24 protein-coding genes are annotated in these 26,851 nt (G+C 69.4%); 18 read left to right on the top strand and 6 right to left on the bottom strand.

Going from position 1 to position 26,851, the window contains the following annotated elements:
• The coding region (locus ACLF3M_RS28245) for a hypothetical protein (RefSeq protein WP_430660346.1) at window positions 1–216 on the top strand (216 nt) is incomplete at its 5' end.
• 749 nt (window positions 217–965) lie between these two features.
• On the opposite strand, the gene ACLF3M_RS28240 is transcribed toward ACLF3M_RS28245, so the two are convergent.
• Window positions 966–1,931, bottom strand: a complete 966-nt coding sequence (locus ACLF3M_RS28240; RefSeq protein WP_430660345.1) for a LysR family transcriptional regulator — start codon at window positions 1,929–1,931, stop codon at window positions 966–968.
• A gap of 264 nt (window positions 1,932–2,195) precedes the next feature.
• Between ACLF3M_RS28240 and ACLF3M_RS28235 the strand changes: the two genes are divergently transcribed.
• From ACLF3M_RS28235 to ACLF3M_RS28210, 6 genes are read left to right on the top strand one after another with little or no spacing between them, the layout of a single operon-like run.
• Window positions 2,196–3,158: a Bug family tripartite tricarboxylate transporter substrate binding protein gene (locus tag ACLF3M_RS28235; protein ID WP_430660344.1), complete on the top strand. Its 963-nt coding sequence runs from the start codon at window positions 2,196–2,198 to the stop codon at window positions 3,156–3,158.
• Between the two features lie 21 nt (window positions 3,159–3,179).
• A complete protein-coding gene (locus tag ACLF3M_RS28230) occupies window positions 3,180–4,340 on the top strand; it encodes a M24 family metallopeptidase (RefSeq protein WP_430660343.1) in 1,161 nt (386 codons plus the stop codon).
• Between the two features lie 4 nt (window positions 4,341–4,344).
• The gene (locus ACLF3M_RS28225) at window positions 4,345–5,826 is read left to right on the top strand and encodes an ABC transporter substrate-binding protein (protein WP_430660342.1); all 1,482 of its coding nucleotides are present in this window, start codon (window positions 4,345–4,347) and stop codon (window positions 5,824–5,826) included.
• Window positions 5,827–5,843: 17 nt separating this feature from the next.
• Complete coding sequence (locus tag ACLF3M_RS28220; RefSeq protein WP_430660341.1) at window positions 5,844–6,974, top strand: M24 family metallopeptidase; 1,131 nt, start codon at window positions 5,844–5,846, stop codon at window positions 6,972–6,974.
• Between the two features lie 7 nt (window positions 6,975–6,981).
• The gene (locus ACLF3M_RS28215; RefSeq protein WP_430660340.1) at window positions 6,982–7,896 is read left to right on the top strand and encodes an ABC transporter permease; all 915 of its coding nucleotides are present in this window, start codon (window positions 6,982–6,984) and stop codon (window positions 7,894–7,896) included.
• Complete coding sequence (locus tag ACLF3M_RS28210) at window positions 7,893–8,714, top strand: ABC transporter permease (protein ID WP_430660339.1); 822 nt, start codon at window positions 7,893–7,895, stop codon at window positions 8,712–8,714. Before ACLF3M_RS28215 ends, ACLF3M_RS28210 begins: the two co-directional genes overlap by 4 nt.
• Here the strand turns inward: ACLF3M_RS28210 and ACLF3M_RS28205 are convergent, their stop codons facing one another.
• The 4 genes from ACLF3M_RS28205 to ACLF3M_RS28190 all read right to left on the bottom strand — a co-directional run bounded on the left by ACLF3M_RS28205 (window position 8,715) and on the right by ACLF3M_RS28190 (window position 14,917).
• The gene (locus tag ACLF3M_RS28205; protein ID WP_430660338.1) at window positions 8,715–9,686 is read right to left on the bottom strand and encodes an ABC transporter ATP-binding protein; all 972 of its coding nucleotides are present in this window, start codon (window positions 9,684–9,686) and stop codon (window positions 8,715–8,717) included.
• Complete coding sequence (locus tag ACLF3M_RS28200; protein WP_430660337.1) at window positions 9,683–10,645, bottom strand: ABC transporter ATP-binding protein; 963 nt, start codon at window positions 10,643–10,645, stop codon at window positions 9,683–9,685. Before ACLF3M_RS28200 ends, ACLF3M_RS28205 begins: the two co-directional genes overlap by 4 nt.
• A 331-nt stretch (window positions 10,646–10,976) precedes the next feature.
• Window positions 10,977–12,872, bottom strand: coding sequence for a hydantoinase B/oxoprolinase family protein (locus ACLF3M_RS28195; RefSeq protein WP_430660336.1), 1,896 nt, complete (start codon window positions 12,870–12,872; stop codon window positions 10,977–10,979).
• Between the two features lie 2 nt (window positions 12,873–12,874).
• Window positions 12,875–14,917, bottom strand: a complete 2,043-nt coding sequence (locus ACLF3M_RS28190; protein WP_430660335.1) for a hydantoinase/oxoprolinase family protein — start codon at window positions 14,915–14,917, stop codon at window positions 12,875–12,877.
• A gap of 101 nt (window positions 14,918–15,018) precedes the next feature.
• Between ACLF3M_RS28190 and ACLF3M_RS28185 the strand changes: the two genes are divergently transcribed.
• Genes ACLF3M_RS28185 through ACLF3M_RS28145 form a run of 9 tightly spaced genes read left to right on the top strand, consistent with a single transcriptional unit; the run spans window position 15,019 to window position 23,650 of the window.
• Window positions 15,019–15,831: an IclR family transcriptional regulator gene (locus tag ACLF3M_RS28185; RefSeq protein ID WP_430660334.1), complete on the top strand. Its 813-nt coding sequence runs from the start codon at window positions 15,019–15,021 to the stop codon at window positions 15,829–15,831.
• The gene (locus ACLF3M_RS28180; protein ID WP_430660333.1) at window positions 15,815–16,888 is read left to right on the top strand and encodes an ABC transporter substrate-binding protein; all 1,074 of its coding nucleotides are present in this window, start codon (window positions 15,815–15,817) and stop codon (window positions 16,886–16,888) included. The genes ACLF3M_RS28185 and ACLF3M_RS28180 overlap by 17 nt, the downstream gene beginning before the upstream one ends.
• A gap of 10 nt (window positions 16,889–16,898) precedes the next feature.
• Entirely contained in the window at window positions 16,899–17,972 is a 1,074-nt protein-coding gene (locus tag ACLF3M_RS28175; protein ID WP_430660332.1) for an ABC transporter ATP-binding protein, read from the top strand.
• On the top strand, window positions 17,969–18,826 hold the full coding sequence (locus ACLF3M_RS28170; RefSeq protein WP_430660331.1) for an ABC transporter permease: 858 nt from the start codon (window positions 17,969–17,971) through the stop codon (window positions 18,824–18,826). Before ACLF3M_RS28175 ends, ACLF3M_RS28170 begins: the two co-directional genes overlap by 4 nt.
• Window positions 18,816–19,670 carry an ABC transporter permease gene (locus tag ACLF3M_RS28165; RefSeq protein ID WP_430660330.1) on the top strand — a complete coding sequence of 285 codons (855 nt, stop codon included), beginning with the start codon at window positions 18,816–18,818 and terminating at the stop codon, window positions 19,668–19,670. Before ACLF3M_RS28170 ends, ACLF3M_RS28165 begins: the two co-directional genes overlap by 11 nt.
• A 32-nt stretch (window positions 19,671–19,702) precedes the next feature.
• Complete coding sequence (locus tag ACLF3M_RS28160; protein WP_430660329.1) at window positions 19,703–20,683, top strand: succinylglutamate desuccinylase/aspartoacylase family protein; 981 nt, start codon at window positions 19,703–19,705, stop codon at window positions 20,681–20,683.
• Between the two features lie 12 nt (window positions 20,684–20,695).
• Window positions 20,696–21,679: a succinylglutamate desuccinylase/aspartoacylase family protein gene (locus ACLF3M_RS28155; RefSeq protein ID WP_430660328.1), complete on the top strand. Its 984-nt coding sequence runs from the start codon at window positions 20,696–20,698 to the stop codon at window positions 21,677–21,679.
• A 2-nt stretch (window positions 21,680–21,681) separates the two neighbouring features.
• Entirely contained in the window at window positions 21,682–22,680 is a 999-nt protein-coding gene (locus ACLF3M_RS28150) for a hypothetical protein (protein WP_430660327.1), read from the top strand.
• Window positions 22,673–23,650 carry a succinylglutamate desuccinylase/aspartoacylase family protein gene (locus ACLF3M_RS28145; protein WP_430660326.1) on the top strand — a complete coding sequence of 326 codons (978 nt, stop codon included), beginning with the start codon at window positions 22,673–22,675 and terminating at the stop codon, window positions 23,648–23,650. Before ACLF3M_RS28150 ends, ACLF3M_RS28145 begins: the two co-directional genes overlap by 8 nt.
• Window positions 23,651–23,674: 24 nt before the next feature.
• Here ACLF3M_RS28145 and ACLF3M_RS28140 read toward each other — a convergent pair whose 3' ends face one another.
• Window positions 23,675–25,039: an aspartate aminotransferase family protein gene (locus ACLF3M_RS28140; protein WP_430660325.1), complete on the bottom strand. Its 1,365-nt coding sequence runs from the start codon at window positions 25,037–25,039 to the stop codon at window positions 23,675–23,677.
• Window positions 25,040–25,135: 96 nt separating this feature from the next.
• On the opposite strand from ACLF3M_RS28140, the gene ACLF3M_RS28135 reads away from it, so the two are divergent.
• Together ACLF3M_RS28135 and ACLF3M_RS28130 are read left to right on the top strand one after the other, a co-directional pair.
• Entirely contained in the window at window positions 25,136–25,420 is a 285-nt protein-coding gene (locus ACLF3M_RS28135) for a (2Fe-2S)-binding protein (protein ID WP_430660324.1), read from the top strand.
• The gene (locus ACLF3M_RS28130; protein ID WP_430660323.1) at window positions 25,417–26,847 is read left to right on the top strand and encodes an FAD-dependent oxidoreductase; all 1,431 of its coding nucleotides are present in this window, start codon (window positions 25,417–25,419) and stop codon (window positions 26,845–26,847) included. Before ACLF3M_RS28135 ends, ACLF3M_RS28130 begins: the two co-directional genes overlap by 4 nt.
• Window positions 26,848–26,851 lie beyond the last annotated feature (4 nt).

The following is a 26,851-nucleotide window of genomic DNA, read 5'->3' as shown; positions in this document are numbered from 1 at the left end:
CACCGCAGGATACGCACCGGATTAACGGCACGATGCTTTAATCACGGCGGGTCAGTCGAGCAAAGCCGCGGCTCTCGCGTCGTACTCGGGAAATTTCAGGCGGTGGAAGGCGATCTCGGAAGCAGTGCTGTGATCTCCGTCATGAGTTCGAGCGCGGTGAATGGCTTGTGCGGCAGTGGAAAGTCGCTCTCCGCGACGAGGCTTTCCGTCGTGTAGCCACTGGCCAGCAGAACTGGCAGTTCGGGCCAACCGCCGCCGAGCCTCCTTTCCAGAGGTGCAGGTGGCGGCCTTGGCCGCCCCGACGGAGGTTGGCACCCTCGCGCGTGCGACAGCTGACCGAGCGGCGTCTGACGCCCTGAAGCAGCTCGATCCGTTGCTGCTGTACCGGCGCAATCTGGCGGTGAGCTAGTCGGCTGCGGGCAGGCTACCGCATTCCCGCATCCCGCCTCTGCACCGCTCTGTGTTCCCTCCAATGGGTAGGCCCATCCAGTCTCATGGCACGCCGCGGCTGCCGGGCTTTCGGCGGAGAGGAGATGACCATGCTCGACAAGCTCGCCTGGAACTACCTCGCCGCACTACACCTCGCCGCCGCCCGCCTCTGGGCCCGTTGACCCTGGCCGGGCCTGCCTGCTCAATGCGTGCTGCTGAACGGGCCGACCGATGAAATCGACAGCTTGGTCGCAAGCGGAAAACACGCTGAGCAGATCCGCACGGCCTTCACGAAATCCGGGCTGTTGGAGGTGATGAAGATCGCGGTTGCCCCGCCGAGCTCGGCTCGTACGCAGTCCTGCCGGCCAACACACAGACGCTGGCCGACATCTTCCGCGATACCATCATCACGCTGCCGCCGCTATGGCCATCACCGCGAAGCGCGACCTCCGTGCCGTCTCGTCCTGCTTACGCTGGTGCGGCGAGAAGAGGCGGCACGGTCATGTCGGCCAGCGGGCCGCAGCGCTCGCCATCCGTCAAGCAGAGGAATGCCTCAGCGTGCCAGACCCGCGCGACGCCCGCGCGGAGCTCGGCGGCTCCGGCGCCACTACGGCGCGGTGAAGGTGCCGCACGAGATGCGCAGCGAAAGCCTCCGCCGCCAGCGGCAGGGATCGGCCGCGCAGCGCGAGCACCTCGACATGGCTCTCGCGCAGCGGCGCGTCCTCCACCGGAACGATGGCCAGCCGCTCGTCGGGTTCCTCGCCGGCCACCATCAGCCGCGGGAGGAAGGTGATGCCGACGCTGTTGAGCGCGAAGCGCCGCAGCAGGTCGATCGAATTCGTTTCCAGCGCCGGCGTCAGCCGCAAGCCGGATGAAGCCAGCGCCGCGCTGACCAGCGCATGGGTGCTGCCGCCGGTCAGCGCGATGCCGATCGGCCACTGCAGGGTTTGACGGATCGTCACGCTCGGCAGCGTCGCCAACGGATGACTCGCGCACATCACGGCGCAGAGCGGCTCCGCCGCCCTGCCCATGACCAGCAGTTCCGGCTCCGCGTTGCGGCCGAAGGCGATGCCGATGTCGGTCTCGCCCCCGCGCAGCGCGGCCACGACCTGGGCGCTGCTGGCGACGACGACGCAAAAGGCGATGCCGGGATGCTCGGCACGGAAATCGGCGATGGCGGCCGGCACCAGATGCGGGATCGCGGTCTCCGCGACGTGCAGCCGGACCGTGCCGCGGCGCAAATTCTGCAGCGCATCGAGTTCCGACCGCAGGCGCTCCGCCTGGAAGCTCGCCTCCTTCACGTAGTCGCGCAGCGTTAGCCCGGCCGGGGTGAGTTGCACGCCGCGGCGGCTGCGTTCGAACAACCGCGCGCCGACTTCCTCCTCCAGGCTCTGCACTTGGCGGCTGACGGCCGATTGCGCGATGCGTAGATGGTGCGCCGCCGCGCGGATCGAACCGAGCCGCACGATCGCCTCGAAATACCGGAGGGAGGTCTTCAGCATAGCCTTTCCCCGCTTCCTTGCCCCGGTCAGCATGATCCCAGGCCGGCATCACGCGCACGCTTTTTCTTGCTGAACTTCGATGTAACGGGGCCGCCGATGCCGCCGGCTTGATCATCCCTCCGCCGGTGTGCCGCCATGGCCGGCAGTGCCGGCCATCAATGCCACTTCGGCATCGCCCAGCACCGAGATTTTCGGCCTGTTCGCACACGAATGGCCGGGCGGAAGATCGCCGGCGGTCAATCCGGCATGTGCAGGAGGGCGACGATGCGCATCTCGCGACGCGGCATGTGGGGCGTGGCCCTGGCGCTCGGCGTCGGACACGCCGAGGCAGAGGAATTCCCCTCCCGCCCGATCCGGGTGATCGTGCCCTCGGCACCGGGCGGCAGCCTAGACATCCTCGCCCGCCTGATCGGCCGCCATCTCGGCGAGCGCCGAGGCTGGCAGGTCGCGGTGGAGAACCGCAGCGGCGGCGGCGGCAATATCGGCTTCGACGCCGTGGCGAAGGCACGGCCCGACGGCTACACCCTCCTGATCGCGAGCGAGCCGCTGACCGTCAATCCGAGCCTCTACGCCAACCTGCCCTTCGACCCGCTGCGCGACCTGATCCCGCTGACGCTGATCGCGACGCTGTCGCAGGTGCTGGTAATCCATCCCGCCGTTCCGGCCAGGACCTTCGCGGAATTCGTGGAACTCGCGAAGTCGCGCCGGATGGAGATCAACATCGGCTCGGCAGGGACCGCCTCCCCCGGGCACATGGCGGTGGCGCAACTGAACGCGGCGGGCATCCCGATGACGCATGTCCCGTACCGCGGCGGAGGGCCGGCTGTGCAGGACACCGTCGCCGGCAACATCACGGGGGGCATCATGACCCTGCCCGCCGCGCTGCCCTTCATCCGCGACGGTCAAGTCCGCGCACTGGCCGTGACCTCGTCCGAGCGCTCGCCCTTCGCGCCCGACGTACCGACCATGGCAGAGGTGCTGCCTGGCATCGTGGTGGACAGCTGGCAGGCCCTCCTGCTGCCCGCAGGCGTGCCCGCCGACATCGTCCGCAAGCTGCACGCCGAGATCACCGCCGTCATCGCGCTGCCGGCCGTGCAGGATTTCCTGCGCAGCCAAGCCTTCGTCGCCGTAGGCGGCACGCCCGAACAGCTCGGCGCGCTGATCAGCGCCGAGATCCCAAAATGGCGCGAGGTCGTGCGCCAGACCGGCCTCCGCCTCGACCAGTAAGCAACCAGGGAAACGTCACGCATGCCGCGCAGCCCGACGATCTTCAACGAACCCCGCATGCGCGCGATGATGGAGCGCGAGGGCCTCGACCTCGTCATCGTGCGCGGGGTCGAGAACAGCAAATACGTCAGCGAGTTCTTCCACAACGGTGGCAACCTCGGCTACCGCCCCTTCTGCGCCTTCTACTTCCGCGATCCCGCGAAGAAGCCGGCCTTCGTCGTGCCCGCAGTGGACCTGCACCTCGCGATGACGCAGACCTGGATCGAGGACGTCCGCGCCTATGCCATGGCGGAGTTCTTCACCGACCTCGAGGTCCACTTCTACGACGATTTCTTCGGCGCCGCGTCCGCCATCCTGCAGGAGCGCGGCGTCAAGGGCATGCGCGTCGGCACGGAAGGCGAAAACCTGACCTCCGGCTTCCGCCAGAAGCTGGACACGCTGCTGGAGGGCAACGAGCTCCGCGACATCTCCTTCGAGATGGAGCTGGTTCGCATGGTCAAGACGCCGGAGGAGATCCGACGGCTCAAGCGCGCGACGGAGATCACGGTCAAGGCGCATGAAAGCTTCCGTGCGGCGATCAAGCCCGGCAACTCGGATGAGGACCTGCACAAGGCCGCCTCCATTCGCATTCTGCAAGAAGGCGCGACGGCAGTGAACTTCATCAACATCGCGGCCGGCGCGGCAAACTCCTTCGCGGCGCATGCGCCGTTCCCGCGGGGCTATGTGATGCAGCGCGGCGACTTCGTGAAGGTGGACATGGGCGCGCAGGTCCTGGGCTACTCCGCCGACTTCGTGCGCAGCTACTTCGTCGGCGGAGCCAGCGAGCGCCAGCAGGAGATCTGGAAGCGGCTGAACGAAGTACAGGTGGAGCTCGGACTGTGGCTGAGGCCCGGCGTGACGGGCGGCGAGATCTTCGAGCGCGGCTACAGCCACATCAGCCGCTACCTCAACAACTTTCCCCGCGAATTCGTGGGCCACGGCATCGGCCTCGGCAGCCACGAGCAGCCCCGCATGAACCGCGTCAACCGCACGGTGCTAGAGCCCGACACCGTCGTTTGCATCGAATATAGCTACTACCACGACGGCGTGCGCCATCACACCGAGGACACCTTCCTGGTGACCGACAAGGGCGTCGAGCACTGGACCGCGAACTGCCCGCGCGACCTCATCGTGGCGGCGTGACGCCATGAGGCGCCGATCCATCCTCGCCGCGGCTACCGCCGTGGCGAGCGCCGGCACGCCGGCCATCGCGCAGCAGCGCCAGCTTGTCGTCGGCATCCCGGCCTTCCCGGACTCACTGACGCCGGGCTTCAGCAGCTTCACTTCGCTGACCATGTCCTTCCAGACGATGGACCCGATGTTCCTGCGCGACGAAGACGGTAAGGTCATCCCGGGCCTAGCGACGGAATGGCGCGCGGCGGACGACCGCACCTGGCGTTTCCGCCTGCGGGAAAATGTGCGCTTCCATGACGGCACGCCCTTCACCGCCGAGGACGTGAAAGGCACGATCGACTACGTGCTGGACCCGAGGTCCGTCTACGGCACGCGCAACCGCATAGCCGGGATCGAGAGCGTCAGCATCATCGGCCCGCATGAGGTCGAGGTGAGGACGGCCGCCCCCTTCCCCACGCTAATCAACGGCTTGTCCGACATCCCGATCGAGAGCCAGCACTACCGCACATCCGGCCCCGCCGGACGACCGCCGATGGGAACGGGCCCCTGGCGCTACGCCCGCTGGGTCGCCGGCGACCGCTATGAACTCACCGCCAATGCCGACTACTGGGGCGGTGCGCCGAGGATCGAGCGCCTGCTCTTGCGCCAGATCCCCGAGGCGTCCACCCGAGTGGCCTCGCTGCTGGCGGGCGAGACCCACATCATCCAGGAAGTCCCGATCGACCTGATCCCGCGCGTCCGCAACAGCCGCGCGGCGGAGATTGCGTCGGTTGAGACCTCCGTCGGGCTGGTGCTGACGTTCGATGCGACCAAGCCGCCCTTCAACGACCGGCGGGTGCGCCTGGCCATGGACTATGCGGTCGACCGCCAGCAGATTCTAGACCAGATCCTGGGCGGCCAGGGGTCGCTGCTGCAGGGGCAGTTGCTGACCGCCAACACCTTCGGCTTCAACCCCAATATCCGCCCGCGCCCCTACGACCCCGCCATGGCGCGCCGCCTGCTCGCGGAGGCCGGCTATCCCCGCGGCTTCACCACGACCATCGCGACGCGATCGGGCCGCTACCTCTCCGACGTGGACATCACCAACGCACTCGTCGGCATGTTCCAGGAAGTCGGCGTGCGCGCGACCGTCAACGTGATGGAAGGCGGCGTCTGGGCGCGGCAGGCCACCGCCGGCGACATGGGTCCCGCCCATCTCGTCGGCTGGTTCAGCCTCGGCGATGCGGATTTCGCAACGGTCTGGTTCACCCGAGGCGGCCAGCGCGCGTTCTGGTCCAACGAGGAATACGAGCGCCTCTTCGTCGAGGCGCGCTCCACCGTGGACGAGAGCCGCCGACTCGCGGCCTATCACAGGATGATGGAAATACTGAACGAGGAAGCGCCGTCGGTCTTCCTCTTCGGCCTGCCCAGCATCAACGGCAAGTCCCGCCGCCTGACAGGCTGGCGGCCGAGTTCCGACACGATCCTCCGGCTCACCCGGGCCGAGCTGAACTGAAGCGAGACCAGCGCACCATGCCCAAGACCATGCAGGACGCCATTGGAAACCTGCCCCTGCTCGAGCGCCTAATCGCCGAAAGCCCCTACGACGCCGTCGTCGCGCTTTCGCCCGAGAATGTCCGCTACACGGCCGACGTCCACATCTCCACGCAGCAGAGCATCCGCGACCGCCTCGCCATCGTTGTCTGGGCGAAGGGCCGCGCACCGGTCTTCGTGCTCTGCCTGGTGGAGGAAGGCTATGTCCGGGCCAACAGCTGGGTGCAGGACATCCGATCCTACAAGGAATTCGTGGTCTCGCCGGTCGACCTGCTGGCCGATGTACTGACGGAACTCGGCCTCGCCAATGGCCGCGTCGGGACCGAACTGGACTACCTCGCCGGCAGCTATCTGCGCAAGTTGCAGGGCCGGCTGCCCGGCCTGACGCTCGAGCCGTGTGACGAGCTCTTCGCCCGCGCGCGGATGTTCAAGACGCGGCGCGAGATGGACACGCTGTTCGGCGGCTACAACCAGACCGGCAAGGCCCTGATGGCGACATACATGACCATTGCCGAGGGCGAGACCGAGCGGAGCATGATGGAGCGGCTATCCTCGGCAATCCTTCGCCAGGGCGCGGATGCGGTCGCCTTCGCCCACATCAACGCTGGCCCCAACACCGGCTTCCCGCACATGACGCCGTCGCTCTACCAGGTGAAGCCCGGCGACCTCGTGAAGGCCGACGTCGGCGGCTTCTACCACGAGTACTTTTCGAACATCGGCCGCACCGCGAAGCTCGGGAAGCTGACCGACGAGGATAAGGACATCTGGAATCGCCTGCGGGAGATCCATCACGCGGTTGCCGACATGCTGCGCCCCGGCAACACCGGCCGGCAGGCCTTCGCCCTGGCGACGAAGCTGCACGAAAAGCACCGCATTCCCTTCCCCTACGCCCATAACGGCCATTCCATCGGGCTGAACGTGCACGAGAAGCCGATCCTCGGCCCGCACGACGACACGCCCTATGAGGTCGGCATGGTCTCGACCTGCGAGACGCGCTACCGCGTGCCCGACAAATTCGGCTACCACATCGAGGACATCTACGAGATCACCGCGGGCGGCCCGATCCTGCGCTCCACCGCCTTTGACAACGAGGAGATCCTGGTGATCTGAGTGCGCCATGGCGCGCTATGTTCTTCGCCGCATCGGGCTGATGGTCCCGACACTGGGCCTGGTGCTGCTGGTCGTCTTCGTGGTGCTGCGGATCACCGGAGATCCCGTCGAACTGTTCCTCGACGTCAACGCCACGCCGCAGGATGTCGCCGCGCTACGGGAGAGACTGGGGCTCGATCAGCCGCTGCCGCTGCAGTTCCTGCGCTTCGTCTGGGACCTGCTGCACGGCGATTTCGGCCTGTCCCTGTCGCACCAGCAGCCCGCCCTGCCCGTCGTGCTGGAGCGCGTCGGCGCGACGCTGGAACTGGTTTCGGTGGCGCTGCTGATCGCGGTGGTACTCGGCGTCTCTGGCGGGCTGGTCGCGGCCAGCCTGAAAGACCGGCTGGCGGATCACGTGGTGTCCGCGCTCGCCGTGCTTGGCCAGTCCATGCCAAGCTTTTGGCTCGGGCTGCTGCTGATTCAGGCCTTTGCCCTGGAACTTGGTTGGCTGCCGACCTCGGGCTCGGGGACGCCGGCGCATCTCGTGCTGCCGGCGGTCACCCTCTCCGCCTATCTGCTGCCTAACTTCATCCTGGTCACGCGCAGCGCCGTGCTGGAGGCGAAGCGCGAGCCCTTCTCGACCACGGCGCGGGCGAAGGGCGTCGGGCCGCTCGGCGTGCTGCTGCGGCATGTGCTGCCCAATGCGCTGAACCCGATCATCACGCTGCTTGGGCTACAGATCGGGCACCTCATCGCGGGCTCCATCGTGACGGAGACCATCTTCGCCTGGCCCGGCATCGGACGGTTGATGATTGGCAGCATCTACCAGCGCGACGTGCCGATCGTGGCGGCCGGCGTCGTTATCGTCAGCCTGGTCATCATGGTTACCAACCTGCTGGTGGATGTGGTGCAGGCTCTGCTGGATCCCCGGGTGCGGGTGTGAAGGGCCGGACCAAGATCTGGATCGGCGGGATCATCGTCGGCGGCATCGTTGCGGTTGCGCTGCTCGCCGACCTGATCGCGCCGTACGATCCCTACCGCCAGAACCTTATGCTACGGCTCAAGCCGCCGGCCTGGGACAATGGCGGGTCGATCGACCATCCTCTCGGCACCGACAACTTCGGCCGCGACCTGCTGTCTCGCCTCGTCTTCGGATCGCGCCTGTCCGTCATGGTCGGCGTGGCGTCCATGCTGCTGGCTGCGACGATCGGGACCACGATGGGCCTCGTCGCGGGCTGGCGCGGCGGCCGGGCGGAGGCGCTGATCATGCGCCTCGCCGACGCGCAGCTAGCGGTCCCCGAGATCCTGCTGGCCATCCTCGTGGTCGCCGCGATCGGCGGCAGCGCGCTGAACCTAGTGCTGGTGCTCGGCGTCTCAGGCTGGATGGTGCATGCCCGCGTCGTCTTCGGCCTGACGCGCAGCCTGCGCGAGCGTCCCTTCGTGGAGGCCGCGGTGTCGCAGGGCGCGACGGGCCGCTTCATCGTCGCCCGCCACATCCTGCCGCATCTGCTGCCGGTGATGAGTGTCGTCGCCACGCTGCAGGTCGCGCAGATGATCCTGCAGGAGACCGCGCTGTCCTTCCTCGGCCTCGGCCTGGCGCCCCCGGCCGCGACTTGGGGCAACATCCTGGCCGAGGGGCGCGAACGCCTGTTTGTCGCGCCGTGGATTGCGAACCTCGCGGGGGCGGCGATCGTGCTGCTGGTCTGGGGCGTGAACTTCCTGGGCAACGGCCTGCGGGAACACTTCGACCCCAGGGACTGATCAGGAATCGTGCGGATGATGGCAGGCGACCACCTGCCCGAGTGCGAGTTCCCGCAGCGCCGGATCCTCCTCGCGGCACAGCGCCGTGGCGCGGGGGCAGCGCGGGTGAAAGCGGCAGCCCGACGGGATCGCGGCGGCGGACGGCACCTCCCCCGACAGGCTCGCACGGCGCCCGGTGGAATCCGCGCGCGGCACGGCGGCGAGCAGCGCGCGGGTGTAGGGATGGCGCGGCGCGGCGAAGAGCTCTCGCTTCGGCGCGCTCTCCACGATGCGGCCGAGATACATCACTGCGACCCGGTCCGAGATGTGCCGCACCACCCGCAGGTCGTGCGAGATGAAGAGATAGGTCAGGCCGAGTTCCGCCTGCAGGTCCCTCAGCAGGTTCACCACCTGCGCCTGGATCGAGACATCCAGCGCGCTGACGGGCTCGTCGCATACAACAAGGTCGGGAGAGGTCGCGAGCGCCCGCGCGATCACGATGCGCTGCCTCTGCCCGCCCGAAAACTGGTGAGGATAGCGGTCCAGCACTTCCACGGGCAGGCCGACCTTGCCGAGCAGCGCCGTCAGTCGCGGCCCCCATTCCGCCTGAGCCACGCCAGCGAAGCGCAACGGTATTGACAGGCTGTCGCGCACGGACATGCGGGGGTCGAGCGAGCTGTAGGGGTCCTGGAATATAAGCTGGAAACGCCGGCGCGCGCGGCGCAGCTTCTCATCGTCGAAGGTCGTGAGGTCCTCGCCATTGAACCAGACGCGGCCGCTGCTGGGTTCGGTCAGCCGGATCATGAGCCGCCCCAGCGTGGACTTGCCGCATCCGCTCTCACCGACGAGGCCTAGCGTCTCCCCCCGCTTCAGTTCGAGGTCCACGCCATCCACCGCGCGCAGTTCGCGGGCTGGCCGACGTGCCAGCGCGTCGAGGACGCCCCGTGCGGCCGGGAAGCTCTTGGTCAGTCCCTCCGCCCGCAGAAGCGTCATGCCGGCACCGCCGCGCGGATGCAGGCGGCCTGGTGAACTGCGCTGCCGGTCAGCGCCGGCGGGGCCGCGCCGCAGGCCTCGATCGCGAGCGCACAGCGCGGTGCGAAGGCGCAGCCCGGCGGCAGGTCATCCAGCCGCGGCACCAGGCCCCCAATTGCTGGCAGCCGCGCCTCATCACCGTCGATCCGCGGGATCGATCCGAGCAGCGCGCGCGTGTAGGGATGCCGCGGGGCGGTCAGCGCCTCCCTCGCCGGTCCCTGCTCCACGATGCGACCGGCATACATCACCGCGACGCGGTCGGCGAAGCCCGCGACGAGTTCGAGGTCGTGGCTGATCAGCATCACGGCGAGCCCCCTCTCACGTCGCAAATCGGCCAGCAGATCCATGATCTGCGCCTGGATCGTGACGTCCAGCGCCGTCGTCGGCTCGTCCGCCACCAGCAAGGCGGGATCGCAGGCCAGCGCCATGGCAATCACGGCGCGCTGGCGCAAACCGCCGGAGAGGCGGTGCGGATACTCGCCGGCGCGGCGCGCCGCGTCGGGGATGCCGACCCGATCCAGCAGCGCGACCGCCAGCCGCCAAGCCTCGGCGCGTTTCGCACGACGATGCGTGGTGAGGACCTCGGCGACCTGCGTGCCGATGCTCTGCAGCGGGTTCAGGGCGGTCATCGGTTCCTGGAAGACCAGGCCCATGCGCGCGCCGCGGACCGCGCGCATGCCTCTCTCGCCCAGCGTCAGAAGGTCATTCCCATCCAAGAGGATGCGCCCCGCGGTCACGCGGATCGCCGGCGGCAGCAGGCCCATTAACGCCAGCGCCAGCATGCTCTTCCCACTGCCGGATTCACCGACGATACCGACCGCCTCGCCCTGCGCAACGGACAGGTCGATGCCGGCCAGCGCGCGCACCCCTCGCCGTCCTGTAACGATCTCGGTGGTCAGGCCGCAGATCTCGAGCAGCATCGCCACCAGCATGCCCCGTCGGCCCGGCGCGGTCGATGGTCAGGGATCGAGAACAAGCAGGGGCGCGCCCTTGGGCGCGGCGCTCAAACCGGTGGCGCGCTCGCGCCTCGGTGTTCGCTGGGTCATGGCCGCAGACCTGCGCACTTGCCTGGTGCGACATGTAGTGTTCCGTCTGATCACCACTTGCCGTTAGCCGCCATCCGGCACGGCAGATGCCACGAAGTGCCTAGAAGTGTGGGCCGAATCGCGTCTGTTTGGCGCGATCCGGCTTTCTTGATGCGCGTTGAGCAGACCGATCCGCCGCGATTCCAGAGACGCGGACTCAGGCTCCTCAATCCGCGGCGAGTGCCTCGCGGCGCCTGCGGGCGAGCAACGCGCGGCGGAGCCCGGGCGGCGCGGCGAGCACCTCTTTCGCCAGCGCCACGCTCCGCTCGACCGGCCAGACCTTCTCATAGGCCTGGCGCGCCGGGCCATGTTTCACGGCATAGCCGGCGTCGCGCGGCAGGGTTTCGCGCAGCGCTTCTGTCGCGGCGGTGTCGACGGCGCGGTCGCGGATCACCACGCCATAGATCGCGCGCGCCTCCTCCGCCGTCAGCATGTCGTCGAGCACGTCGCGCAGCACCAGCGCGGGATCGCGCAGCGCCGGCGGCCCGAAGCCGCCGCCGGAGGAGGAAACCATGCGCAGGACGTCGCGATGCTGCAGCGTCAGCACCTTCACGCGGCCTATGTTCTGCGCGTTGCCATCCGGGTTCAGGGTGGTGACGGTGTTGGTGCCGGCATGGCCGCCGAAGGCGCCCCAGGGCTGGAAACGGAAGCGATCGAGGCCGCGGCAGGTGATGCGGGCTTCCGGCGCCATGGATTGCAACTCGATCGCGATGGAGGCGCCGCCGCGGTAGCGGCCATGGCCAAAGCGGCTGGGGACGAGTTCGTGCCGGCGGACGACGAGCGGGGTCTCGGTCTCGACATGCTCGATCGGCGTGCTCTTGAGGAAGCCGATCATCGTGTCGGTGGCATCCACGCCATCCACCCGCACGCGGCCGCCGGACCCGCCGCAGAAGGGCTCCACCACCGCGACACGGTTGCGGCCGGTGTCGGGCTCGATCCAGCCCGTCGCGATGATGCCGGCTTGGCCGGCGCCGCAGGCCGCGATGCCGCCCGGGATCGCCTGGTTGAGGCAGCCGATCAGCGTGTCGTAGGTCCGCATCACTGCGACGAAGCGGTTGCCCATCGCCGCCGGGAATTCCGCATTCATCACCGTGCCAGCCGGCGCATGGGCACTGATCGGCCGCATGATCCCGCCATTGATCGGGATGCCGGGCTCCACTGTCTGGATGTAGTTGGTGAGCCCCAGCGTCAGGAAGGGATGCGTGCGGCCACCGCAGGTGAAGTTGAAGGCCGCATGCACCTGCGGCGAGGAACCGGTGTAATCGATCTCGGCCTGGTCGCCCTTGATGGTCAGCCGGCAATGGATCTGCACGGCCTCGCCGGAATCATCGCCCTCGACATAATCCGCGAAGGCATAGGTGCCATCCTTCAGGCCGGAGATCACGCGGCGCGCGCGCATTTCGGTATAGGCCATGACGTCGTCGACGCCGCGGCGGAAGACTTCCTTGCCGACCTTGACGCAGAGCTCGTTGATGCGCCTGTCGAGCAGGCGCATCGCGGCCATCAGCGCCTCCAGGTCGCCCCAGACGGCATCGCCGATGCGGCTGTTGTCCTTGAGGATGTTAACGACGTCCTGGTTCAGCACGCCGGCGCGGACCAGCTTGGTCGGGCGCAGCCGCAGGCCTTCCTGGAAGCATTCGTAGAGATCGGGCGAGATCGAACCCGGCACTGCGCCGCCGATATCGGAGGCGTGCACGAAGGACCAGGCCCAGCACGTCAACTCGCCATCCACGAAGATCGGGCGGGCGAGATGGATGTCCATCATGTGCGTCACCACGCCCCAGGTGCTGAAGGGGTCGTTGGAGATCAGCACGTCGCCTTCGCGCAGTTCCTCGAGCGGGAAGTGCTGCGTGAGGCCGACGATGGTCTGCCCGCTGCCGGAGGTGACGCCGGTCATCATTGGGAAGGCGAAGAACTCGCCGGAGACGCGGGCGAGCGCGACCTGGAAGTCCTGCGTCTGCTTGACGAAGGTGGTGTGCGCCGTGCGGTAGGCGACCGTGGAGGCTTCCTCCGCAATCGCAGTGAAGCGGTTCTTCATGATCTCGGTCTGGACGGGATCCATGGTCACTGCCTCGCCAGTTCGAGATCGCCGCGCAGGCCGAGCTGCACGGCATAGCCGGGGGGAACCAGAATGGTCGCGAGGTCCTGCTGGACGATCGCCGGGCCCTGCGCCTGCCAGCCGCGCGGCAGGTCACCCCAGTCGTAGATCGGCACGTCGTCCACCCAGGCGCGCCCAAAGCGCAGGGCGCGGCGCGTGACAGGCGTCGGCGGCGCGATGTCGGCCGGCGGCAGCGGATCGCCGGAGGGCTTGGCCTGCCTGCCCGTGGTGCGCACGCGCAGCGTGTCGATGGCGACCGGCGCCTCGCGATTGGCATGGCCAAAGAGGCGTTCATGCTCGACGTGGAAGGCTTCCAGCATCGCGGCCTCGCCACCCCGCAGGGCCTCGGTCAGGTCGATCTGAATCGTGAAGGACTGCGCGGCATAGCGCATCTCCGCCAGGCGCAGCTGCTCGGTCGCCAGGATCTGGCCGGCATGGGCCTGGCGCCGCAGCCAGGCGCGGCCCTCCTCGTCCAGCGTGGCATAGGCAGTGCGCAGCGCGTCGCCGTCCAGCGCGTCGCCCTGCACCGTGCGCACGGCATCGTGCACGAGGTCCGACACCAGGCCGCCGAAGGCGCAGAAGACGGAGGGCACGCGCGGGACCACCATCCGGCGGATGCCGACCTCGTCGGCCAGGATCGGACCATGCACGCCACCGGCGCCGCCGAAGATCATCAGCGTGAGGTCGCTCGCCCCGACCCCCATGCGCGCGAGAAACGGGCTGATCTTCGCCAGCATGTTCGACGTCGCGACGTCGATCGCACTTTCCGCGACGGCGACGATGTCCATGGCGAGCGCCGCGGCAAGGGGCGCGAAGGCAGCCTCCGCAAGGCCGCGATCGAGCCTCAGCCTGCCGCCGAGCAGGCCATCCGGAGAGAGATAGCCCGCCAGGAGATAGGCGTCGGTCAGCGTGGGCTGCTCGCCGCCCATGCCGTAGCAGGCGGGGCCGGGCTTCGAGCCCGCGCTGCGCGGCCCGACCTTGAGGATGCCGCCATCGAGCCAGATGATCGAACCGCCGCCCGCCCCCATCGCCTCCACGCTGGTCACCGGCATCAGCAGCGGGAAGTCGCCGACCTCCGCCTGGCCGGTGATCAGCGGGCGGCCGCGGTCGATCAGCGACACGTCGGTGGAGGTGCCGCCCATGTCGAGCGTCAGGATCTGATCGAGGCCGAGATAGCCGCCGAGCGTCTGCGCCGCCGTCACGCCGGCCGCAGGACCCGACAGCAGCGTGTGGATCGGCAGGCGGCGCGCTTCCTCGGCCGACATCACGCCGCCATTCGACTTCGTGATGTAGAGCTTGGCGTTGGGGAAGCGGTCGCGCAGGAAGCCGTCGATCTCTGCGATGTAGCTCTGCATCAGCGGCTTCACATAGACGTTCAGCAGCGTCAGCACCGCGCGTTCGTATTCGGATTGCTGCGGCCAGACCTCGTGCGAGGCCATGATTTCCAGCCCGGGATGCGCGGCGCGGATGATCTCGATCGCGCGCTTCTCGTGCACGGGGTTGCGGTGCGCGTGCAGGAAGCAGATCGCGACACCGCGGGCGCCGCGATCGAGCGCGGTGCGGACGGCTGCCAGCACCTCGGCCTCGTCCAACGCGGTGTCCACGCTGCCATCGGCCAGCACGCGTTCCCTCACCGCGAAGACGCGCTCGCGCGGGACCAGCGGAACGACGCGACGGTTGAAGAGATCGACGGGCTTGTCGAGCCTCAGCCTCGCCACGCCGAGGATGTCGCGGAAGCCCTGCGTCGTGATCAGCGCGATCGGCGCCTGCGACCGCTCGATCACCGCATTGGTGCTGACCGTCGTGCCATGCACCACCAGCAGCGGATCGTCGCGCGTGAGGCCCGCAGCCGTCACGATCTCCTCGATGCCGCGCGTCACGGCTTCCGCGAAGTTCGGCCGCGAAGTCGGCGCCTTGCGGCTGTCGATCAGGACATACCCATCGCCCTCGTCGTTCCAGATCGCGAAATCCGTGAAGGTGCCGCCGATGTCGATGCCGATCCTGAGCATGCACGCATCCCTGCCGTTGACCGACAGCGAAGATGATGCGCACCATATGTGTCAATCCCGTTGCTCTATATGGAACACCATAGAGAGGCGCGATCTGCCGCATGAGCTCGCTGGACAAGGGCCTGCGCGTGCTGGGGCTGCTGAACAAGCGGCGGCCCGTGCTGCGCGTCGGCGAGGTCTGCCGCGCGCTCGACATCCCGAAGAGCTCGGCCTCGCGCCTGCTGCGCGCCATGGCCGATCACGGCATGCTCTCGCCGGAGCGCCAGGGGGCGGGCTATGTCGTGGGGCCACGCGCTTTCGAACTCGCGGGCCTCTATCTCTCCTGCAACAGCCTGCTCGACCAGGTGGACGCCGCGGTCGAGCGGCTGGTCGGCGAGTTCGGCTTCGTCGGCTACATCTGCAAGCTCGACACGGACGAGTTGCTGATCCTGCGGCGCCGACACGGGCACTACCCGCTCCGCCTCGTGCGCGACGTGGGCGAGCGCGTGCCGGCCTTCCAGACCTCCGCCGGGCGCGTGCTGCTGGCCTACGGCACGGATGAGCGCGCGTTGGCCGTCATCGCGCGCGACCAGGAATGGGCGCCGCGAGCGGCGGAGGCGCTGGACGAGCTGGCCAAGATCCGGCGCAGCGGCTGCGCGAACTCGCTGAGCACCAGCACGCCCGGAGTCATGGCCACCGCGGCGGCGGTGCGCGACAGCACCAGCGGCGAGACCGTCGCGTTCTCCGTCTCCTTTCCGGCCGCTGCGGCGGACGGCGTCACCCGCGCGCGCATCGCGGCACGGCTGCGCGCGGAAGCGCATGCGATCGGCGCCATGCTCGGCGACCGCAACTGGCTGGCGCGCGGCGCGCCGGCGCACCGCAACCCGATTCCCGAAAACCAGGATCACGGAGCGCATCATGCAGAACCCGCCTGACAAGCTGTCGCGCCGCACGCTGCTGGGCGCCGCCACGATCGGCGCCGCCGGCCTGTCGCGACCCGCCCTCGCGCAGCAGCTCGCGCGAGAGCTGCGCATCGTCATGGCCGGCGGCAGCTGGAAGGACTTCGTCAGCAAGACCTTCGCAGAGCCCTTCGCGGCTCAGCAGCGCATCGAGCTGGTCTGGCGCCTCGGCATCGCGCAGGAGCCGATGATCATGGCGCAGCAGCGCCGTCCGCAATGGGATGTCAGCCATTCCAGCCAGACGCGCAGCGGCCAGCTCGGCGCGATGGGCATCTACCTGCCCTGGCCGTCGGACCGCATCCCGAACACCGCAAAGATCCACCCGGCCTTCCGCTACGAACACCTCGTCGGCAAGGTGCACACGCCCTACGGCATGATGGTCAACACGCGCCAGATCCGGCGGAACGTGGATTCCTGGAACGACCTCTGGGATCCCGCCTTCAAGGGCAAGGTCGGCTTCCCCGCCTGGAACTGGGTGGGCGAGGAGGTGTTCCACGCCATCAACATCGCCATCGGCGGCACGCTGGAGAACATCGATCCCGGGGTGGAGCGCTTCAAGGCGCTGTTCGCGCAGAACGACGTCAAGATCATGAACAACGTCGAGCATGCGCGGCAGCTGATCCTGGCCGACGAGGTCTGGATTTGTCCGCATTTCGGCGCCCGCATCGAACAGGCCGCCGCCGCCGGCGCGCCGGTGGAGTTCCGCATTCCGAAGGAGGGCGGGCTGTCCTGGATCTGGAACACCGCGCTGATCGCCAACCGGCCGCCCGGCTCCATCGCGCTGTCCGAGCGCTTCCTGGACGTGACGCTGGATGCGGAGAGGCAGATCGAGTTCTCGCGCCTCACGGGCTATCCGCCCACCAACATGGAGGCGATGCGCAATCTGCCGCCCGACCTCGCGCGGATGCGCATGACGGATCAGGACCTGGAGCTGCTGGGCAAGCTGCAGCGCCAGACCGACTACATGACGATGTTCGCCTATCGCGACCAGTATGCGGAACGCTGGAACCGAGAGGTGCTGCAGGCCCGCTGAGGATAGCGCAGTGCAGCCGATCCTCAGCCTGCAGCAGGTCGTCAAGCGCTACGGGCCCGTCACTGCCCTCGGGCCCGTGGACATCGAGGTCGCGAAGGGCGAGTTCCTGACGCTGCTCGGCCCCTCCGGCTGCGGCAAGACGACGACGCTGCACATCATCGCGGGGCTAACGACGCCGAGCGAGGGGCGCCTGGTGCTGGACGGGCGCGACATCACGCGCCTCGCCCCGCCCTATCGGGACATGGGACTGGTCTTCCAGAACTACGCGCTCTTCCCGCATCGGACCATCGCGGAGAATGTCGGCTTCGGCCTGCGCATGCGGAAGGTCGCGAAGGCCGAGATCGCGGAGCGCGTGCGGCGTATGCTCGACATCGTCGGCCTGCCCGGCGTGGAGGCACGCTATCCCCACCAGCTCTCGGGGGGGCAGCGGCAGCGCGTCGCGCTGGCCCGCGCGCTGGTGATCGAGCCGTCCATCCTGCTGCTGGACGAGCCGCTGTCGAACCTCGACGCCCTGCTGCGCAAGCGCATGCGGCTCGAGCTGCGCGACATCCAGCGGCGCCTCGGCATCACGACGATCTTCGTCACACATGACCAGGACGAGGCCTTCGAGATGTCGGACCGCGTCGTGCTGATGAATGCGGGCCATGTCGAGCAGGTGGGATCGCCGGACGAGCTCTACGACGCCCCGCAGACCCGCTTCGCCGCGGAGTTCATAGGCGAGGCCAGCCTGATCGAAGGAGCCGTCACGCGGCTGCAGGGCGAGGACGTGGTCATCGCCGCGGGCGGGCTGGAAGTGCCGGCGCGCCCCGTGCGACCGGGGCTCGCCGCCGGCGACCGCGCCATCCTGATGATCCGGCCGGAGCGCATCGAGATCACGCCGCCCGGCGCGCCGGAGACGACCGACGTCACGGTCACGCGGCGCGTCTTCCAGGGCGACCGCATCCTGCTGGGTCTCTCCGGCGGTTCCGGCCAGGTCTTCCACTGCGCCGTCCCGAACCTGGAGGCGACGCGCACGATCGACGCTGGCGCGCGGATCGGTGCGCGCTTCCGCGAAAGCCGCGCCATACCGGCGCGCGGCGCATGACGCGCGATCCGGAAGCGCGCACGGCCGGCTTCGCGGCGCTGCTGCTCTCGCCGATCGGGCTGATCTACGCGGTCTTCCTGCTCGCCCCGCTCGGCTACTTCCTGTCGGTCAGCCTGATGAAATTCGCGCCGGCGCAGCTCTATGTGCCGGTCCTCACCGGCGAGAACTACGCGCGGCTCTTCCTCGACGCCTATTATCGCGGCATCGTCCTCGACACCTTCCGGGTCGCGGCCATTGTCACCGTCGCGACGCTCGTGCTGGCCTATGCGCTGGCCTATTTCCTGTCGCGCGCGCCGGCCGCGCTGCGCGGCTTCCTGCTCTTCCTCGTGATCGCGCCGCTGATGACGAGCGTCATCGTGCGCACCTATGGCTGGATCGTGCTGCTCGGCTCGGAAGGCCTGGTGAACAAGGTGCTGGTGGGGCTCGGGATCGCCAGCAAGCCGCTGCAGCTGCTGAACACCGAGGGCACGGTGATTGTCGCGCTGGTGCACATCATGCTGCCCTACATGACCTTCCCGATCTTCTCCTCCCTCGTCGCGCAGGATCCCTCGCTGGTGCCGGCGGCGTCCACTCTCGGCGCGCGGCCCTGGCGCGCCTTCCTCGAAGTCACGCTGCCGCTCAGCCGGTCCGGGATGGTGATGGGCTCGGCGCTGGTCTTCACCCTGACCGCGGGCTCCATCGTGACGCCGGCGCTGCTCGGCGGGCGGAACTTCCGCATGATGGGGCAGCAGATCTACGAACTCGTGCTGTCCACCTTCAACTGGCCGCTCGGATCCGCTGTCGCGGCCGTGCTGCTGGCCTGCCAGTTTTCCGTCATCTTCCTCTACTTCCGGAGAACCGGCCGTGCCCGATGATGGAAGCGCCGTCGCGGCCACCGCGATCCCCCGCATCGAGGAGCCGCGCGTCAACCTCGGTCCGGCCTGGCGCTACGGCTACGGGCTCTTCATCACGCTGCTCTACGTCTTCCTGCTGCTGCCGATCCTGATCGTCGTCTTCGCGTCGTTCAGTCCCGACCAGCGCAGCACCTACGCCATCAGCCAGGCCTCGCTGCGCTGGTATCGCGACTTCCTGGAGAACGATTCGTTCCTGTCCGCCTTCAAGTTCAGCCTCTGGCTCGGCGCAGTCGCGGCGGTGCTGGCGACGACGATCGGCTTCCTCACGGCCTATGCGCTGGTGCGGCATCTCGGCCGCGCACGGAACGTCGCGCAGTCCCTGACGATGCTGCCGATGATGGTGCCGCACATCATCATCAGCCTCTCCTTGCTTTTCGCGCTGAACTTCGTCTCCGTGCCGGAGCTGTGGGTGCTGGTGGTCGGGCACGTGATGATCTGCCTGCCCTTCACCATCGCGGGCATCATCGCGAGCCTAGAGAGCGTGGATCCGGACCTGGAGGCCGCGGCGCATACGCTCGGCGCCTCGCGCCTGCGCGTCCTGGCAGAGGTCACGGTGCCGCTGATCGCGCCGGGCGTGCTCTCCGCACTGATCTTCGCCTTCATCATCTCCTTCGGCGACGTCTACATGGCGCTGTTCCTGTCGGGGCCGAACATGACCACGCTCCCGGTCGAGATCTTCGCCTTCATCTCCTGGGAGAGCTCGCCGGTGGTCGCGGCGATCACCACGCTGCAGATCCTGCTCATCATCGTCTTCGGCCTGGTGGTCGAAAGACTGGTCGGCCTGCGCACCGCCATGCGGCTGTGACGCGGGCCCGCGCAAGGGAAGAGGGAGGAAGCATGAAGCCCATCGAGGTCGGCACCGTGCGCGCGGACGCAGCGGGCCGCTACGAAGGCCGCCTGACCACGGGCTGGATGCCCGATGGCGCGCCGGTGGACATCCCCGTCGTGGTCCTGCGCGGACCGGCCGACGGGCCGGTGCTGTGGCTGCATGGCTGCGTGCACGGCAACGAATACTGCGGCACCTACATCATCCACGAATTCCTGCGCAGCCTGGATCCCGCGACGCTGAAGGGCTCGGTCGTCGCGCTGCCGATGCTGAACCTGTCGGGCTTCCGCCTGCTGCGCCGCGTCAGCCCCTTCGAGGGCTTCAACAACGGCGATCTCAACCGCTGCTTCCCGGGCCGCGCCGAGGGCGGCACGACGGAGCAGATCGCGGCCGCGATCTACGCTCCCCTCAAGGCTCACGCGACGCATCTCGTGGATTTCCACACCGCCTTCACCGCGGATACGCGCTGGGCGCTCTATGCCGACCACGGCGGGGAGGTCAGCCGCGTCGGGCAGGTCATGGCGCGCGCCTTCGGCTATGCGCATACGCTGCCGACGCCGCCGGGCACGCTCAACGGCTCCGCCATGATGACGGCCGGCGCCGACGGGATTCCCGCCTTCATCGTGGAGGCCGGCGGGATCGGCGGCACCTTCAGCATGGAGATCGTGAAGGAAGCGGCGGAGCGACTGCGCAACGTCGCGCGCGCGATCGGATTGCTGGACGGCGCCGTCGCCGACCATGGCCCGCTGACGCTGTTCTCCAACTTCCACTGGGCGACCGCGCCGCGCGGCGGGATCTTCGCGCCGACGGTGAAATGCGGCCAGCGCGTGGAGAAGGGAGACGTCGTCGGCCTCTACCGCACGCTGCATGGCGACCCTGACGGGGAGGCCCGCGCGCCGGCCAGCGGCATCGTGCTGGCATGCCACCCAGGACCGATCATCCCGCAGGGCGATGTGCTCGTGCATATCGGCCTCGATCCCCGTCAGGCCTGAGGGAGGCACGCCATGGCTCGCGAGATCATTGTCGGCACCGCCCGCTCCGCCGCCCCCGGCGTCGCGAAGGGCTTCTTGCACATCGCCGACGCGCCGGACGGGTCGCCGCTCAACGCACCCGTCGTCATCGTCCAGGGCGAGACGGACGGCCCCGTCCTGTGGCTGCATGGCTGCGTGCACGGCCAGGAATTCTGCGGCACCTACATCATTCACGAGGTGCTGCGCTCGCTCGACCCGAAGACGCTGAAGGGCACGGTCGTCGCCCTGCCCATGCTGAACATCTCGGCGTCGCAGGCGCGCCAGCGGATGAGCCCCTATGAGATCTATCACGGCGGCGACCTGAACCGGCAGTTCCCGGGCGACCCGAATGGCAGCTTCACCCAGCAGATGGCGCACCGCATCTACGAACCGCTGAAGCGCTACGCCAACGTCCTGATCGACTTCCACACGGCCTCCACGCCCGATGTGCGCTGGGCGCTGTTCCCGAAGGTCGGCGGCGAGGTCGAGGCGCTGTCTGAGCGCGTCGCGCGCGCCTTCGGCTATCGCGCCACGCTGCCGACGCCGACGACGCTGCTTGCGGGCTCCGCGATGATGGTGGCGGCGCGCGACGGCATCGCCTCCTACATCGCGGAATGCGGGGGCAAGCTGCGCGGTTTCACCGACGACGCCGTGACCGACGCGGCGGAGCGCACGCGCAACGCGATGCGCGCGCTGGGCATGCTGGACGGGACCGTGAAGGACCACGGCAAGCTCTACTACTTCTCCACGTTCGCCTGGGTGACCTTCCAGCGCGGCGGGCTGTTCCAGCGCAGCGTCGCCTGCGGCGATCGGCTGGAGAAGGGCCAGGTCATCGGCACCTATTACGACGCTTATGGCAACATCGACGGCCAGGCGACCGCGCCGCATCCCGGGATCGTGCTGTCCGTCAATGGTGGGCCGGTCGTCTCCTCCGGCGACACGCTGGTGCATATCGGCCTCGACCCCAGGGAGGTCTGAGGATGGTCGCCGGCTTCCGCGCCGAGGGCGTCGGCACCGCGCGCTTTGTGCCGGGCGAGGTGACGCGCGGCGAGCTTCGGCTCGGCGATCACATCGCCGGCCCGATCGCCTCGCCGGTCATGGTCGCGACCGGCGCGCGGCCCGGGCCGGTGCTGTGGGTGCAGGCGGCGATCCATGGCGGCGAGACCGGCGGCACGCTGGGCATCGCGCGGGCGCTGCGGCGGATGGACCTGGCGCGCATGTCGGGCGCGGTGGTCGGGGTGCTGGCGGCGAACCCGCTGGCCTTCCGAGCGCAACTCCGCAATACGCCGCAGGACGGTGAGAACATGAACCGCGTCTTCCCCGGCGCGCCCGCCGGCGCGGTCACGCGGCAGATGGCGCATCACCTGCTGACGGCGGCGGAGTCCGTCGCGGCTGCGGTGCTGGATTTCCACTCCGGCGGCGTCGAATGCGTGGTGCCGTTCTACGCGCTGTACTGGGCCGACGGATCCGACGCGTCGCGGTGCGCCGGCGACCTGGCACGAGCGATCGGCGCGGACACGGTGTGGGAAGCCACCGACGCCTGGCTGTCGGGCGCGATGATGGTGCAGCTCACGACGCGCGGCATGCCGGCCGTGATCGTGGAATGCGGCGGCGGCGGCGCGATGCCGGAGGAGCACGTGGAGGCCTTCGCGACCTCGATCGAGGGGGCGGCCCGCGCGCTGTCTATCCTGCCCGGCGCGGCGCCGCGCGCGAAGCGCATCCGCCGCATCGGATCCTGCGACCTGGTCTTCTCGCGCCAGGGCGGCTTCTTCGTGCCGGGATGCGCTGTGGGCGCCTCGCTCGCAGAGGGCGCGGTCTTCGGCCGGATCATCGACGCGTTCGGCGACGAGCGCGAGGTGATCCGCGCGAAGAAGCCGGCCTTCGTCGCCGCGATCGGGCGGCCCTACTTGCCCGTCCATTCCGGCGCGCTGATCGGCGAGCTCAACGACGAGCTGGGCTGGGAGGGGTCCGATGCGTGACGCCGCGATCGCCGCGCTGGGGCTGGAGCGCCGCGCCGGCGCGCGGACGGATGGCCAACTGACGCTGGGCTACGGGCCCGATGGCATGCCGATCGGCTCGCCCGTGATCGTCCTCGGCGGCGCGCAGGACGGGCCGACGCTCTGGATCCAGTGCTGCGTGCACGGCGCGGAGGTCGGCGGCATCGTCGGACTGCACCGGTTCATCGAAGCGCTGGATCTCGGCAGCATGCGCGGGACGATCATCGGGGTCCTCACGGCCAATCCGCTCGCCTTCCTCGCTCAGCAGCGCAACACGCCTTTCGACGGCGAGAACCTGAACCGCGTCTTTCCCGGCGCCGAGGACGGGCCGCATACCCGCCAGGTCGCGCATCGCCTGATCAAGGCTGCGTGCAGCGTATCCGACGCCATCCTGGACCTGCATTCCGGCGGCGACCGGTCGCATGTGCCGCACTACTCGCTCTGCTGGGCCGACGGGTCGGACGCCGCGAAGCGCGCCTTCGCGCTGGCCGGGGCGGCCGACGTCGCGACCGTCTGGGCGGCGACGGACATCTGGCTGCAGAACTCCATGATGGCGCAGGCCACTCGGCGCGGCGTGCCGATGGTGATCGTCGAATGCGGCGGCGCCGCGCAGGTCAGCGACGAGCATGCCGATCTCTTTGCGCGGTCCATCCGCAGCATCGCCGCCGCGATCGGCATCCTGCCCGGCCGGCCGGTGCGGCGCGCCCGCGCCGTGGTGGACCGCTGCACGCTGGTCAACAACACGCGCGGCGGGCTGTTCGAGGCCTTCATCGGCCCGGGCGCGATCGTGGCGAAGGACCAGCCGATCGGCCGCGTCGTGGCGCTGGACGGACGGGAGGTCGAAGTGATCCGGTCGCCCGTCGGCCCGGCCTACGTCGCCGCGATCCGCAAGACCTGGTCGGCAGTGACCTCCGGCGAGATGGTGGCGGAGTGCAACGAGTTCACGCCTTGAATCGAGGCAGCCCGCTGGCGGGCTTCAGCCCTGCATGGCGGCGCGCAGGCTGCGCTCCATGGCACGCCCGAGCATCGCGACAATGGCCTCCACCTCCGCCTCGGTCACGGTGAAAGGCGGCGCCAGCAGGACGTGGTCGCCATTGGTGCCATCCGCCGTGCCGGAGGAGGGATAGCAGATCAGGCCGCTCTCCTGCGCCGTCGCCTTGATGCGCGCGGCCAGTCGCAACCGCGCGTCGAAGGGCCGCTTGCTCTCGCGGTCGGCAACGAGTTCCAGGCTCTGCAACAGGCCGCGGCCGCGGATCTCGCCGACATGTGAATGCTGACCGAATGCCTCGTGCAGGCGGCGCGACAGCAGGGCGCCGCGGTCGCGCACGGCCTCGAGCAGGCTTTCGTCCTCGATAATGCGGATCACCTCGAGCGAGGCCGCGCAGGCCACGGCATGGCTCATATAGGTATGGCCATGGGCCAGCAGGCCGGAGCCCTGCTCGATTGCGCGCACCACCCGCTCGCTCGCCATCATCGCCGCGATCGGCTGGAAGCCGGCGCCGAGGCCCTTGGCGACGGTGATCATGTCGGGCGCGATGCCTTCCTGCCCGGAGACGAACCACTCGCCGCAGCGCCCCATGCCGCACATCACCTCGTCGGCGATCAGCAGCACGCCGTGACGGTCGCAGATCTCGCGGATGCGCGCGAGGTAGCCCGGCACCGGCACCACGCTGCCGAGCGTCGCGCCGCCGATGGGTTCGACGAGGAAGGCGGCGACCGTCTCCGGGCCGAGCCGGCGGATCTCCGCGTCGAGTTCGTCGGCGACGCGCAGGCCGTATTGCTCCAGCGTCTCGTCCTCGCGCTGGCCGCGGTAGGCGTAGCAGGGCGCGATCTGCGAGGTCTCGATCAGGATCGGGGCGTAGAGTTTCCGTCGCCCGGCATGCCCCCCGACCGCGAGCGCGCCGAGCGTGTTGCCGTGGTAGCTGCCGCGACGCGAGATGAAGCGGCCGCGCTGCGGCTCGCCGCGCTCGACGAAATACTGGCGGGCGAGCTTCAGCGCGGCCTCGATCGCCTCCGACCCGCTGCCGAGAAAGGCGACGCGGCCCTGGCCGAAGCCCGCCGGCGCGCGGTCCACCAGCGCCTGCGCCAGCGCCTCGCTCGGCTCGTTGGTGAAGAAGGAGGTGTGGATGTATTCGAGCCGGCCGAGCTGCTCGCGCACCGCCGCGACGATGCGAGGATGGTTGTGGCCGAGGCAGGACACCGCCGCGCCGCCGCTGGCATCGAGGTAGCGCCTGCCCTCTGCGTCGATGATCCAGTTGCCCTCGCCGGCCACCGCGACAGGCGGCGTGTGCCGGAGATCGCGATGCAGCACCGCGGAAGCCCGCCGAGCGTCGAAGGTCATGCTGTCTTGTCCTGCCGCCGTGTTGGCGTTGTTATGGGAACCACGGTTCGAGGGGCGATGCCAAGGTGACGCGAGCAGCGATGCCGGACTGCGATCATGCCCACTGACTCTCTCCGCATCGCCGGTGCCGCGCGCGGCAAGGCGGTGACAATCACGGTGGACGGGCGCGCGGTCGAGGCCTTCGCGGGCGAGAGCGTCGCGACGGCGCTCTGGGCCGACGGCATCAGGCGCCTGCGCAGCAGCCCCGGCGGCGGCCCGCGCGGGATGTTCTGCGGCATGGGCATCTGCCAGGAATGCGTCGTGGAGGTCGACGGTGCCACCGTGCCGTCCTGCCAGGCGCGCGTGGCCGAGGGCCTCGTCGTGCGGCTGCGCCAGGGATGAACGCGACGGCGAGCCACGGGCATGACGTCATCGTGCTCGGCGCCGGCCCCGCCGGGACGGCGGCGGCGACGCAGGCCGCGCGCTGCGGCCTGGCGGTCGCGCTGCTCGACGAGCAGGCGAAACCCGGCGGCCAGGTCTATCGCGCCCCGGTATTCACCATGCCTCCCTCGGTGGAGCAGGCGCGCGGCGATGCGCTCCGCGCCGAACTGGCCGCCAGCGGCGCGCGTCACCTGCCGTCGCGCTGCGCCTGGTTCGTCGAGCCCGGCTACCGCGTGCACGCCGTCGGCCCAGACGGGCCGGAGGTGCATGAGGCGCCGCGCCTGATCCTGGCGACGGGCGCACATGAGCGCGTGATCCCTGCGCCGGGCTGGACGCTGCCCGGCGTCGTCGGACTCGCCGCCGCGACGGTGATGCTGAAAGCCGAGGCCGTGCTGCCGGGGCGGAGCACGGTCGTGGCGGGCGTCGGGCCCCTGCTGTTCGCCGTTGCGGCGGGGATCCTGAAGGCGGGCGGCGAGGTCGCGGCGGTGGTGGACCTGGCGCGCCAGGGCGACTGGCTCGCGCACCTCGGCGCGCTGGCCTCGCGGCCAGACCTGCTGGCGCGCGGCGTCGCCTGGCGCGCGAGGCTCGCAGCATCGCGCGTACCAGTCCTGCACGGCCATGCCGTCGTCGCGCTGCACGGCACCGACGAGTTGCAGGAGGTCGAGGTCGCCCCGGTGGACGCCGCGACCTGGCGCCCGCTCGCCGGGGTTCGACGGCGGATCGCGGCCGATGCCTGCGCTTTCGGGCATGGGCTGGTGCCGGATACCGCCGTCACGCGGCTGCTGCAGGCCCGGCATGTCTTCCGCGTCGAGGCGGGCGGCTGGATCGCGGCGACCGACGAGGATCTCCGGGCGAACCTTCCCGGCCTCTACCTCGCGGGCGACGCCGCGGGCATCGGCGGCGCCGCCGCGGCGGAGGAGCGTGGCCGGCTTGCCGGGCTGGCCTCCGCGCGGGATGCGGGAAGGCTGGGCGACGCCGCCCATGCCGCCGCCGCGACCGCGCCGCGTGCCGCGCGCCGGCGCGCTGAGCGCTTCGGCGCGGCGATCTCGACGCTGATGCGGCCGCGCTCCGGCGCCTATGCCGCGATCCCGCCGGAGACGGTGGTCTGCCGGTGCGAGGACATCACGCGCGCGACGATCGAACAGGCGCTCGACGCCGGCGCCCGCGACGTCAACCAGGCCAAGTCCTGGACGCGCTGCGGCATGGGCCCTTGCCAGGGCCGGCTGTGCGGCGAGACACTCGGCGAACTCGTCGCGATGCGCGGCACCGGGCGCGAGGCGGCGGGCCAGCTCACTGGTCGTCCGCCCCTGCGGCCCCTGCCCTACGACCTGCTGATCGGCGATTTCGACTACGACGCGTTGGATCTTCCCGCGCCCGCCCCGAGCTGAAGGA

The sequence above is a fragment of the Falsiroseomonas sp. HW251 genome, assembly GCF_050563545.1.
Lineage (GTDB): Bacteria > Pseudomonadota > Alphaproteobacteria > Acetobacterales > Acetobacteraceae > Falsiroseomonas.
Note: the sequence above shows the minus strand (reverse complement) of the source record. Positions and strands in the feature narration are given on the sequence as shown.

What these genes read in the sequence shown, in the direction of transcription:
- ACLF3M_RS28135 (WP_430660324.1), top strand. Translation starts at nt 25,136, where the DNA reads ATGCCCACTGACTCTCTCCGCATCGCCGGTGCCGCGCGCGGCAAGGCG.
- ACLF3M_RS28200 (WP_430660337.1), bottom strand. Translation starts at nt 10,645, where the DNA reads ATGCTGCTCGAGATCTGCGGCCTGACCACCGAGATCGTTACAGGACGG.
- ACLF3M_RS28220 (WP_430660341.1), top strand. Translation starts at nt 5,844, where the DNA reads ATGCCCAAGACCATGCAGGACGCCATTGGAAACCTGCCCCTGCTCGAG.
- ACLF3M_RS28225 (WP_430660342.1), top strand. Translation starts at nt 4,345, where the DNA reads ATGAGGCGCCGATCCATCCTCGCCGCGGCTACCGCCGTGGCGAGCGCC.
- ACLF3M_RS28180 (WP_430660333.1), top strand. Translation starts at nt 15,815, where the DNA reads ATGCAGAACCCGCCTGACAAGCTGTCGCGCCGCACGCTGCTGGGCGCC.
- ACLF3M_RS28195 (WP_430660336.1), bottom strand. Translation starts at nt 12,872, where the DNA reads ATGGATCCCGTCCAGACCGAGATCATGAAGAACCGCTTCACTGCGATT.
- ACLF3M_RS28150 (WP_430660327.1), top strand. Translation starts at nt 21,682, where the DNA reads ATGGTCGCCGGCTTCCGCGCCGAGGGCGTCGGCACCGCGCGCTTTGTG.
- ACLF3M_RS28130 (WP_430660323.1), top strand. Translation starts at nt 25,417, where the DNA reads ATGAACGCGACGGCGAGCCACGGGCATGACGTCATCGTGCTCGGCGCC.
- ACLF3M_RS28215 (WP_430660340.1), top strand. Translation starts at nt 6,982, where the DNA reads ATGGCGCGCTATGTTCTTCGCCGCATCGGGCTGATGGTCCCGACACTG.
- ACLF3M_RS28160 (WP_430660329.1), top strand. Translation starts at nt 19,703, where the DNA reads ATGAAGCCCATCGAGGTCGGCACCGTGCGCGCGGACGCAGCGGGCCGC.
- ACLF3M_RS28155 (WP_430660328.1), top strand. Translation starts at nt 20,696, where the DNA reads ATGGCTCGCGAGATCATTGTCGGCACCGCCCGCTCCGCCGCCCCCGGC.
- ACLF3M_RS28240 (WP_430660345.1), bottom strand. Translation starts at nt 1,931, where the DNA reads ATGCTGAAGACCTCCCTCCGGTATTTCGAGGCGATCGTGCGGCTCGGT.
- ACLF3M_RS28145 (WP_430660326.1), top strand. Translation starts at nt 22,673, where the DNA reads ATGCGTGACGCCGCGATCGCCGCGCTGGGGCTGGAGCGCCGCGCCGGC.
- ACLF3M_RS28140 (WP_430660325.1), bottom strand. Translation starts at nt 25,039, where the DNA reads ATGACCTTCGACGCTCGGCGGGCTTCCGCGGTGCTGCATCGCGATCTC.
- ACLF3M_RS28190 (WP_430660335.1), bottom strand. Translation starts at nt 14,917, where the DNA reads ATGCTCAGGATCGGCATCGACATCGGCGGCACCTTCACGGATTTCGCG.
- ACLF3M_RS28205 (WP_430660338.1), bottom strand. Translation starts at nt 9,686, where the DNA reads ATGACGCTTCTGCGGGCGGAGGGACTGACCAAGAGCTTCCCGGCCGCA.
- ACLF3M_RS28230 (WP_430660343.1), top strand. Translation starts at nt 3,180, where the DNA reads ATGCCGCGCAGCCCGACGATCTTCAACGAACCCCGCATGCGCGCGATG.
- ACLF3M_RS28235 (WP_430660344.1), top strand. Translation starts at nt 2,196, where the DNA reads ATGCGCATCTCGCGACGCGGCATGTGGGGCGTGGCCCTGGCGCTCGGC.
- ACLF3M_RS28170 (WP_430660331.1), top strand. Translation starts at nt 17,969, where the DNA reads ATGACGCGCGATCCGGAAGCGCGCACGGCCGGCTTCGCGGCGCTGCTG.
- ACLF3M_RS28185 (WP_430660334.1), top strand. Translation starts at nt 15,019, where the DNA reads ATGAGCTCGCTGGACAAGGGCCTGCGCGTGCTGGGGCTGCTGAACAAG.